Consider the following 9,258-nt stretch of genomic DNA (forward strand, 5'->3'; position numbering starts at 1 on the left):
GTCACCGCAGCCGCCCTTCGCAAAGTCTCAGGCAGGAGAGGTTCAGGCCTCTTCGGCCGTCGCCTCTTCCTTCTTCGACAGGTCTTCGCCGGTTTCCTGGTCGACGACCTTCATCGAGAGGCGGGTCTTGCCGCGGTCGTCGAAGCCCAGGAGCTTGACCTTCACGGACTGGCCTTCCTGCAGCACGTCGGAAACCTTGGCGACACGCTCGCTGGAAATCTGCGAGACGTGGACCAGGCCGTCCTTGGCGCCGAAGAAGTTCACGAAGGCGCCGAAATCGACGATCTTCACGACCTTGCCGGTGTAGATCGCGCCGATTTCCGGCTCCGAGGCGATCGACTTGATCCACTCGCGGGCCGCATCGATCTTGGCCTGCTCGGAGGCGGCGATCTTGATGGTTCCGTCGTCGCCGATGTCGACCTTGGCGCCGGTCTTCTCGACGATCTCGCGGATCACCTTGCCGCCCGAGCCGATGACTTCACGGATCTTATCGACCGCGATCTTCATGGTCTCGATCTTCGGGGCGAACTCGCCCAGCTCGGCGCGCGGCGCTTCCATGGCCTTGGCCATCTCGCCCAGGATGTGCTTGCGGCCGGCCTGAGCCTGCTCGAGCGCCTGCTTCATGATCGCTTCGGTGATGCCGGCGATCTTGATGTCCATCTGCAGCGAGGTGATGCCGTCCTCGGTGCCGGCGACCTTGAAGTCCATGTCGCCGAGGTGGTCTTCGTCACCCAGGATGTCCGACAGAACCGCAAAGCCGTCCTCTTCGAGGATCAGGCCCATGGCGATGCCGGAGACCGGCTTCTTCAGCGGCACGCCGGCGTCCATCAGGGCGAGCGAGGAGCCGCAGACCGAGGCCATCGAGGACGAGCCGTTGGACTCCAGGATCTCCGAGACCAGGCGGATCGTGTAGGGGAACTCCTCGTTCTTCGGCAGCATCGGGCGGATCGCCCGCCAGGCCAGCTTGCCGTGGCCGACTTCGCGGCGGCCCGGCGCGCCCATGCGGCCCGTCTCCCCCACCGAGAACGGCGGGAAGTTATAGTGCAGCATGAACTTCTCGTAGTACTTGCCTTCCAGCGCGTCGATGAGCTGCTCGTCGTCGCCGGTGCCCAGGGTGGCGACCACCAGGGCCTGGGTCTCGCCGCGGGTGAACAGGGCCGAACCGTGGGCGCGCGGCAGCACGCCGACTTCCGAGACGATCTGGCGGACCTTGTCGACGGTGCGGCCGTCGATGCGGATGCCGGTGTCCAGGATGTTGCGGCGAACGACGTCGGCTTCCAGTTCCTTGAACACGCCGCCCAGCTTCAGCGGATCGACGCCGGCCGGGTTGGTGTCGGACTTGGCCAGGGCGGCCAGGGCCTTTTCCTTGGCCGCGCCGACGGCGGCATGACGCTCGCCCTTGGCGACGATCTTGTAGGCCGCGGCCAGATCCTTGCCGATCAGCTTCTTCACTTCGGCCTTGATGGCGTCGGTGTCGTCCGGGGTGAACTCGAAGGGCTCCTTGGCCGAGTGCTCGGCCAGTTCGATGATCGCCTCGATCACCGGCTGGATGCCGTTGTGAGCGAACATGACGCCCTTCAGGACCTCGTCTTCGCTGAGCTCCTGGATCTCGGATTCGACCATCATCACCGCGTCGCTCGTCGAAGCGACGACCAGGTCCATGGCCGACTCCTTCATCTCGTCGAGCGTCGGGTTCAGGACGTACTCGCCGTCGATGTAGCCGACGCGCGCGGCGCCGATCGGGCCCATGAACGGCGCGCCCGAGATCACCAGGGCGGCCGAGGCGGCGACCATGGCGACGATGTCGGGATCGTTCTCGAGGTCATGCGCCAGGACGGTGGTGACGACCTGGACTTCGTTCTTGAAGCCCTTGACGAACAGCGGACGGATCGGACGGTCGATCAGGCGCGAGGTGAGGGTTTCCTTCTGGCTCGGCGCGCCTTCGCGACGAGGGAAGGAGCCGGGGATCTTGCCCGCGGCGTAGAACTTTTCCTGGTAGTTGACGGTCAGGGGGAAGAAGTCCTGACCGGGCTTGGCGCTCTTGGCGTAGACGGCGGTGGCCAGCACCATGGTCTCGCCGTAGGTGGCCAGCACCGAGCCGTCGGCCTGGCGGGCCATGCGGCCGGTTTCGAGGGTCAGCGTCTTGCCGCCCCACTCGATGGTCTTGCGTTTGATATCGAACATTTCTGCTTCTTTCTCATCCCGCGGGCGTATTCCCAACGGGGGCGGACAGGGCGTCGGGGTTCCGAAATCCTCTCCAGACGATCAGGCGATGAGGATTGCTGTGGAACCCTCGGCGTGTAGCAGGCGCGCCGACTTGGGAACGCCTGGATCGCCGCTTTGTCTCCTTCGGCCTGACGCGAAGGAAGCGGCGCAGTAGATGCGGCCTGATACGCAAAGCCCCCGGTTTCCCGGGGGCCGACCTCATCGGTCCTTAGCGGCGCAGGCCCAGCTTTTCGATCAGCGACTGATAGCGGCCCTGGTCGGACTTCTTCAGGTGGTCGAGCAGCGAACGGCGCTGGGAGACGAGCTTCAACAGGCCCCGGCGCGAGTGGTTGTCCTTTTTGTGGGTCTTGAAGTGCTCGGTGAGGTTGGAGATGCGTTCCGAGAGGATCGCAACCTGCACTTCGGCGCTTCCGGTATCGCCTTCCGAACGGCCGTGGGTCTTGATGAGTTCGGCCTTACGCTCAAGCGTGATCGACATCGGTTAGTCTCCGCTCTGGTTCAAATGAAAGACCCGCGAAGGCTCGAGCTTGCCTGCACGCATCTCGCAGAGCGCCACGAGCGAACCGCCCTCCATGGCTGAAACGGTGCGAGTCCCGGGGGTTAGCCGGGCCTTCAGCGCTTCGACCTGTCGGGGAACGAGAACGATCGGCCGTCCCTGCTTCAGCTTGAAGGCGTCTTCGGCGGTCACGGCCAGCTCCGGGATGTCGTCCAGGGCGGTCTCGACCGGAAGCAATGCCTCCGAGCAGCGGGCCTTATGGCCCAAATCTTCCAACAATTCCAGCGTTATCGCCGAATCCTCGCCGAACGGTCCCACGCGGGTCCTGCGCAGGGCGCTGACATGGGCGCAGGCCCCCAGCTTTTCGGCGATGTCGCGGACGATGGCGCGGACATAGGTGCCCTTGCCGCACTCCACCTCAATCTCGATGTGATCGGCGTCGGGCGCGGCGATGACGCGGGCGGCGTAGATCGAGACCTCGCGGGCCTTCAGCTCCACCGTCTCGCCGGCGCGGGCCAGGTCATAGGCGCGCTCGCCGTCCACCTTGATGGCCGAGAAGGCCGGCGGGACCTGCAGGACGTCGCCTACGAAGTCGGGCAGCACCGCTTCGACCTGGTCCCTGGTCGGGCGCACGTCGGAGGTGGCGGTGGTCGCGCCCTCGCGGTCGAAACTGGCGGTCGAGCGGCCCCATTCGATAGTGAAGCGATAGGCCTTGTCGGCGTCCATCAGGAACGAGACGGTCTTGGTCGCCTCGCCCAGCGCGATCGGCAGGACGCCGGTCGCCAGCGGGTCGAGCGTGCCGGCGTGGCCCGCCTTCTGGGCGTTGAAGATCCGCCGGGTGCGGCCCACGGCCTGGGTCGAGCCGAAGTCGTAGGGCTTGTCGAGATTGATCCAGCCGGAGACCGCCTCGCCCTTCTTGCGGCGGGCCATCAGTCCTCGTCCTTCCAGGAGTCGGACGGCGGCTGCGGGGTCAGGTCCTGGCGCACCTTGGGATCGTCGAACAGGCGGCCGATGCGCTCGGCCTCGTCGAAGCTCTCGTCGTGCAGGAACTTCAGATCCGGCGTGAACTTCATGTCGATCATGCGTCCCAGTCGGCCGCGCAGGAACTTGGTATGGCGGTTCAGGCCCTTGACCACCTCGGCGGCGTGCTCGCCGCCCAGCGGCTCGACGAAGCAGACGGCGTGCTTCAGGTCCGGGCTCATCCGCACCTCGGTCACGGTGACGGAGATGCCGTGCAGGGTCGGGTCGTCGAAGTCCTCCTCGTGGAGAATCTCGACCAAGGCGTGGCGGACGAGTTCGCCGGCGCGGAGCTGGCGCTGGGACGGCCCGGCCGGGGCGCCGCGGCCCTTGGACGTCGTATGTTTCATTGGACTGCCTCTTGCGACCTGGCGCGCGGATCGGACGCGACGGCTCAGGAGAAGGGCGGGCTTCTAGGCTTCCCGCCTGGCGAAGTCCACCGGAAAGCGTCAGGCCGCGCCGGTCCGCTCCTGGAAGAAGGCCAGCACCCGCGCCTCGGCCGCCTTGGTCGGGCCGTCCTCGGCCAGATTGATGGTCAGCACCGAATGCGGATGCTTCAACCCGCCGGGCCGCGCGTCCTTGGGATCGATCTCGATGGCCTCGAACTTCTCGCCGAACTCGCGCCGATAGGTGTCGAAGCGGGCGTCGGGCACGAAGGGATCGCCGAAGAAGCGCAGGCCGATCATCGACAGGTCTTCGTCCTCGAACCGCCTGCGGGCGCAGGCGACCTCCGCCTTGGAGGCGCCGATCCCGGCCGCACGCTCGGGCTTGCTGGCGCCCAGCGGCAGGGAGGGCTGCGACAGCACCGGGGCGACCACGGACGGCTCGGTCATCATCGCCAGGGCGAAGCCGCCGGTGAAGCACATGCCGACGGCGCCGACGCCCTTGCCGCCGCAATCAGCGTGGACCTTGCGCGCCAGCGCCTTCAGCCATTCGACGATCGGGCTCGACCGGTCCGAAGCCCAGACGTTGAACTCCCGCCGGATGCAGATGCCGCCCAGCATGGTGAGGGCGCTGAGCGGATGGCTCGCCGGGCGGCCCGGCTCGCCGAACAGGTGCGGACAGTAGACGGTCATGCCCGCCGCGGCGACGCGGTCGGCGAAGCGGATCACCAGGGGATGTAAGCCCGGCATCTCGTGGATGACGATGACGGCCGGACCTGAGCCTCGCCGGTAGACGTCGCGCGTCCAGCGGCCGTCGTCGAACGCGAACTTCTCGTATCCGGCCAAGGCCGCTTCGTAGCCCATCGCACCCTCCCCCATGACGGCGTTGGATGAGACTTAAGCCTATCGGCCCTTGGCGCGCAGCATCGAAAGATCGCCTTCAAAGCCGGAAAGCCGCCAGGTCCCGGCTTCCTGGGTGAAAGTGAGCAGGCAGGGGCCGTCCTTCTTGCGGGTGGCGCAGACCTGGCCCTCGCCGAGCGGCTTCAACTGGCTGCCGATCACCATCGGGCCGGGGAGCGGGGTCGCCGCGTCGTAGCCGTAATAGGCGGCGACCGAGCGGAACACGCGCGGGCGGATCAGGGCGTCGCCGGCGACGTCGGCCAGGGTCGGCGCCAGGATCGCGCCCAGGGCGGCCAGGCCATCACCCGCCCCGGCCTTGCGCGCCTCGCCCATCATCCGGGCCTCGATCTGGCGCTTGAGGGCCGGCCGGTCGACATGGCGCTCGAACGCCGCCGGGTCGTCGTCGCGGATCGACACCAGCAGGGCGTGGACGTCGCTGGCCGCGTCGAACCGCTGGGCGGTGGCGCAACCGCCGAGCGCGAGGAGGCCGAGCAGGACAACGAGACGTTTCATGGACCGGTTCTCAGATGCTGAGTGTAGCGAAGCATGTGGGTGTCGTAGCCGAGACGCTCGACGCGCGCGAGCATCGCCTCGCGCACCGCCTGGCTGGGGCGCGGCTCGCGCGTCAGCAGCCAGAGGAACCGGCCCGAACCCTCGCCGACGATCGCCCAGCCATAGTCGTCGGCGCGGTCGAGCACCCAGTAGTTGGTGAGCAGCGCCGGTCCGAAGAAGCTGACCTTGAACTTGGCGCCCAATCGGTCGCCGGCTGGAACCGCCACGCCGTCCGACACCTTGAGCGGCCCGCGGACCATCGCTTCATGGCAGCTATTGCGGACGGAGACCTTGCCGTCGGGCCGCAGGGCGTATTCGGCCGTGACCGCCTCGCAGTCCTTCTCGAAGGCGTTTTCGTAGCGCGCGAACTCGTACCAGCGGCCAAGATAGCGCTGCAGGTCGACCGCCTTGGCGGGCTCGGGAACCTCGCGATTGCCCACCGGCCCGGCGACGCAGGCGGCCAAGGCCAGGCAGGCCCAGGCGATGAGGATCAGGCGCATCGGTCCCTCTGCTTCAGCCCGCACGGAAAAGGGCCCCGGTTTCCCGGGGCCCTCGAACCGTCCGACAGGATCGCGGCGCCTTAAAGGCTGCGCGCGACCTCCTCGAGGTTGAAGCACTCGATGACGTCGCCTTCCTTGATGTCCTGGAAGCCTTCGAAGAACATCCCGCACTCCACGCCCGAGCCGACCTCGGCCACCTCGTCCTTGAAGCGCTTGAGCGTCTTGAGGGTGCCGAGTTCCAGCACCACGATGTCCTCGCGGATGATCCGCACCCGAGCGCCGCGGCGGACCACGCCTTCGGTGACGCGGCAGCCGGCGACCCGGCCGACCTTGGTGATGTCGAACACCTGCAGGACGCGCGCGTTGCCCAGGAAGGTTTCGCGTTGCTCCGGCGCCAGCATGCCCGAGAGCACGCCTTTGATGTCGTCGATCAGGTCGTAGATGATCGAGTAGTAGCGAATCTCGACGCCCTCGCGCTCGGCCAGGGCCTGGGCCTGCTTGGAGGCGCGGACGTTGAAGCCGATGATCGGCGCGCCCGAGCCCTTGGCCAGGGTGACGTCGCTTTCGCTGATCGCCCCGGCGCCTTGCAGGATGATCCGCGCGCGGACCTCGTCGTTGGCCAGCTTGTCCAGCGATCCGACGATGGCCTCGGCCGACCCCTGGACGTCCGCCTTGATGATCAGCGGCAGTTCCGAGATCTTCTTGTCCTGAAGTTTGGCCATGAAGTCGGCCATGGTCACGCCAGCGGCGACCGGCGAGCCGGCCTTCTCGCGCTTCAGGCGGGTACGGTACTCGGTCAGCTCGCGGGCGCGCGCCTCGCTTTCCACCACGGCGAAGGCTTCGCCGGGGATCGGCGTCCCGTCCAGGCCGAGGATCTCCACCGGCACCGAAGGCCCGGCCGAGTCGAGCTGTTCGTCGCGCTCGTTGAGCAGGGCGCGGACGCGACCGAAATTGGCCCCGGCCACGACGATGTCGCCGCGCTTCAGGGTGCCGCGCTTGACCAGTACGGTCGAAACGGCGCCGCGGCCGCGATCGAGCTTGGCCTCGATGACCGTGCCGTCGGCCGTGCGGTCAGGATTGGCCCGCAGGTCCATGACCTCGGCCTGCAGCAGGATGCCCTCGATCAGGTTGTCCAGGCCGGTCTTCTTCAGCGCCGAGACCTCGATCGCCTGGGTGTCGCCGCCCAGGCTCTCGACCACGATCTCGTGCTGCAGCAGCTCGTTAATCACCCGCTGCGGATTGGCGTCGGGCTTGTCGATCTTGTTGATCGCCACGATAATCGGGGCGCCGGCCGCCTTGGCGTGCTGGATGGCCTCGATCGTCTGCGGCATGACGCCGTCGTCGGCCGCCACCACCAGCACCACGATATCGGTGACATCCGCGCCGCGGGCGCGCATGGCCGAGAAGGCGGCGTGGCCGGGGGTGTCGAGGAAGGTCACCGCCTGGCCGCTGGCCAGACGCACCTGGTAGGCGCCGATATGCTGGGTGATGCCGCCATGCTCGCCAGCGGCGACGTCGGCCGAACGCAGAGCGTCCAGCAGCGAGGTCTTGCCGTGGTCGACGTGGCCCATGACCGCCACGACCGGCGGACGCGGGACCAGGGTTTCGTCGGTGTCTTCCTCGCCGAGGAAGCCTTCTTCGACGTCGGATTCGGAGACGCGGCGGACCGTGTGGCCGAATTCGGTGGCCACCAGTTCGGCGGTGTCGTTGTCGATGACGTCGTTGATCTTCAGCATCACGCCCTGACGCATCAGGAACTTGATGATCTCGACGCCGCGGGTCGCCATGCGGTTGGCGAGCTCGGCCACGGTGATGACGTCCGGAATGACGACTTCGCGCGCGGCGCGGGCCTGCTCCTGGGCTCCGCCCTTGCGCTTTTCACGCTCGCGTTCGCGCGCCCGGCGGACCGAGGCCAGCGAACGCATCCGTTCGACGGCGCCCTCGTCGTCACCGGCCACGGCCTGGATGGTCAGGCGGCCTTCGCGGCGCTGGGCGGCGCCCTTCACACGGCTGATCGCCTTGTTCGGGGCGGCCGCGGCCTTGCGGCGGGTATCCTCGTCCTCGTCGGGACGACGGCTCTCGCCGCCGGGGCGCGGAGCCTGGCGCGTGGCGCGCTGGATTTCAGGCGTGGCCGGCGGAGCGTTCGGGGCCGCGCCACGGGGCGGACGCGGGCCGCCGGGACGCTCGCCCGCACGGGCCGGCGCCGGGCGCGGAGCCAGGGCCGAATAGCGGACCGGTTCGCCGCTGGGCCGCGGACGGTCCCCTTGCGGGCGCGCGCCTTGGGGGCGGTCGCCTTGCGGACGGTCGCTGCGCGGGCCGCGATCGTCACGTGGGGCGCGGTCGTCCCGCGGCGGGCGCGGGCCGTCGGCGCGCGGCGCGCGCTGGCCGAAATTGACGTTGTCGTAGCGGGCCGCGGGGCGTTCCGGACGATAGGTCGTCGTGGTCGGACGATCGTCGCGACGCTCGCGCGAGGGTTCGTAGGTGCGGGTCTGGCCGGGCGCGGCGGTGTGGGACCTCGGGGCGTCCTGACGCGGCGCTTCGGCGCGCGGCGCGGCGGGCGCAGCAGGCGGCGCGGCCGGAGCCGGAGCCGGAGCCGGCGTCGGGGCTTCGGCCTGGACCGGAGCGGGCTCAACCGCCTTCGGCGCTTCCTTGGGCGCTTCTGGAGGCGCTTCCGGAGCAGGCGGCGGCGCGGCCTGGGCGGCGGCGGCCTTCGCCGCGGCGGCGCTGGCCGCCTCGGCCTCGTCGCGGGCGCGTTCGTCGCGGGCGCGCTGCTCGGCCACCTGGCGGGCCTGATGCTCGCGGGCGAGTTCGATCGCGCGCTGGCGGGCGCGTTGCTCCTCGGCCGACAGGCCGTGGCCGTCGGAGGCGCCCTGCGACGGACGCGGCGCGGACGGCTGCGACGGCGAGAAGGCGCGCTTCTCGGCCGACGACGGCGCGGCCAGATTGCCCGCCGGCGCCTGGTGGGTGCGCTGGCGCTTGGTCTCCACGACCACCGTCTTGGAGCGGCCGTGGCTGAAGCTCTGCTTCACCGTGCCCGCGCTGACCGATCCAGCCCCACGGGGCTTGAGGGTCAGGGGAGCTCGCCCGCCAGGGGCCCGGCCGTTGTCGTTCTCGTCGCTCATGCGCTCGCTTTACATATCGGCCGGGACGGTCCCGACCACGGACATTCCAATAGCTCTAGGCG

The 9,258-nt window shown here is 68.7% G+C and carries 8 protein-coding genes; all 8 read right to left on the reverse strand.

Annotated features, from left to right (window positions below; all coding sequences use genetic code 11):
* Nucleotides 1–42 precede the first annotated feature (42 nt).
* Nucleotides 43–2,184, reverse strand: a complete 2,142-nt coding sequence (pnp, locus tag ACE3TL_RS15645) for a polyribonucleotide nucleotidyltransferase (RefSeq protein ID WP_374579598.1) — start codon at nucleotides 2,182–2,184, stop codon at nucleotides 43–45.
* A gap of 250 nt (nucleotides 2,185–2,434) precedes the next feature.
* The gene (gene rpsO / locus ACE3TL_RS15650; protein WP_374579599.1) at nucleotides 2,435–2,704 is read right to left on the reverse strand and encodes a 30S ribosomal protein S15; all 270 of its coding nucleotides are present in this window, start codon (nucleotides 2,702–2,704) and stop codon (nucleotides 2,435–2,437) included.
* A gap of 3 nt (nucleotides 2,705–2,707) precedes the next feature.
* Nucleotides 2,708–3,652, reverse strand: coding sequence for a tRNA pseudouridine(55) synthase TruB (gene truB, locus ACE3TL_RS15655; RefSeq protein WP_374579600.1), 945 nt, complete (start codon nucleotides 3,650–3,652; stop codon nucleotides 2,708–2,710).
* The gene (gene rbfA, locus ACE3TL_RS15660) at nucleotides 3,652–4,089 is read right to left on the reverse strand and encodes a 30S ribosome-binding factor RbfA (protein ID WP_374579601.1); all 438 of its coding nucleotides are present in this window, start codon (nucleotides 4,087–4,089) and stop codon (nucleotides 3,652–3,654) included. Before rbfA ends, truB begins: the two co-directional genes overlap by 1 nt.
* Before the next feature lie 99 nt (nucleotides 4,090–4,188).
* The gene (locus ACE3TL_RS15665; RefSeq protein WP_374579602.1) at nucleotides 4,189–4,986 is read right to left on the reverse strand and encodes a dienelactone hydrolase family protein; all 798 of its coding nucleotides are present in this window, start codon (nucleotides 4,984–4,986) and stop codon (nucleotides 4,189–4,191) included.
* A 39-nt stretch (nucleotides 4,987–5,025) separates the two neighbouring features.
* Nucleotides 5,026–5,535, reverse strand: coding sequence for a DUF2939 domain-containing protein (locus tag ACE3TL_RS15670; protein WP_374579603.1), 510 nt, complete (start codon nucleotides 5,533–5,535; stop codon nucleotides 5,026–5,028).
* A complete protein-coding gene (locus ACE3TL_RS15675) occupies nucleotides 5,532–6,074 on the reverse strand; it encodes a lipocalin family protein (RefSeq protein ID WP_374579604.1) in 543 nt (180 codons plus the stop codon). The genes ACE3TL_RS15670 and ACE3TL_RS15675 overlap by 4 nt, the downstream gene beginning before the upstream one ends.
* Nucleotides 6,075–6,154: 80 nt before the next feature.
* Nucleotides 6,155–9,196 (reverse strand): translation initiation factor IF-2, encoded by a 3,042-nt coding sequence (gene infB, locus ACE3TL_RS15680; protein ID WP_374579605.1) that lies wholly within the window; start codon nucleotides 9,194–9,196, stop codon nucleotides 6,155–6,157.
* Nucleotides 9,197–9,258 lie beyond the last annotated feature (62 nt).

The organism is Phenylobacterium sp. (assembly GCF_041920015.1).
Taxonomy (GTDB): domain Bacteria; phylum Pseudomonadota; class Alphaproteobacteria; order Caulobacterales; family Caulobacteraceae; genus Phenylobacterium.

Excerpts from the sequence above, each read along its gene's own strand:
- truB (WP_374579600.1), bottom strand. The coding sequence starts at position 3,652 with ATGGCCCGCCGCAAGAAGGGCGAGGCGGTCTCCGGCTGGATCAATCTC.
- rpsO (WP_374579599.1), bottom strand. The coding sequence starts at position 2,704 with ATGTCGATCACGCTTGAGCGTAAGGCCGAACTCATCAAGACCCACGGC.
- pnp (WP_374579598.1), bottom strand. The coding sequence starts at position 2,184 with ATGTTCGATATCAAACGCAAGACCATCGAGTGGGGCGGCAAGACGCTG.
- rbfA (WP_374579601.1), bottom strand. The coding sequence starts at position 4,089 with ATGAAACATACGACGTCCAAGGGCCGCGGCGCCCCGGCCGGGCCGTCC.
- ACE3TL_RS15675 (WP_374579604.1), bottom strand. The coding sequence starts at position 6,074 with ATGCGCCTGATCCTCATCGCCTGGGCCTGCCTGGCCTTGGCCGCCTGC.
- ACE3TL_RS15670 (WP_374579603.1), bottom strand. The coding sequence starts at position 5,535 with ATGAAACGTCTCGTTGTCCTGCTCGGCCTCCTCGCGCTCGGCGGTTGC.
- ACE3TL_RS15665 (WP_374579602.1), bottom strand. The coding sequence starts at position 4,986 with ATGGGCTACGAAGCGGCCTTGGCCGGATACGAGAAGTTCGCGTTCGAC.
- infB (WP_374579605.1), bottom strand. The coding sequence starts at position 9,196 with ATGAGCGACGAGAACGACAACGGCCGGGCCCCTGGCGGGCGAGCTCCC.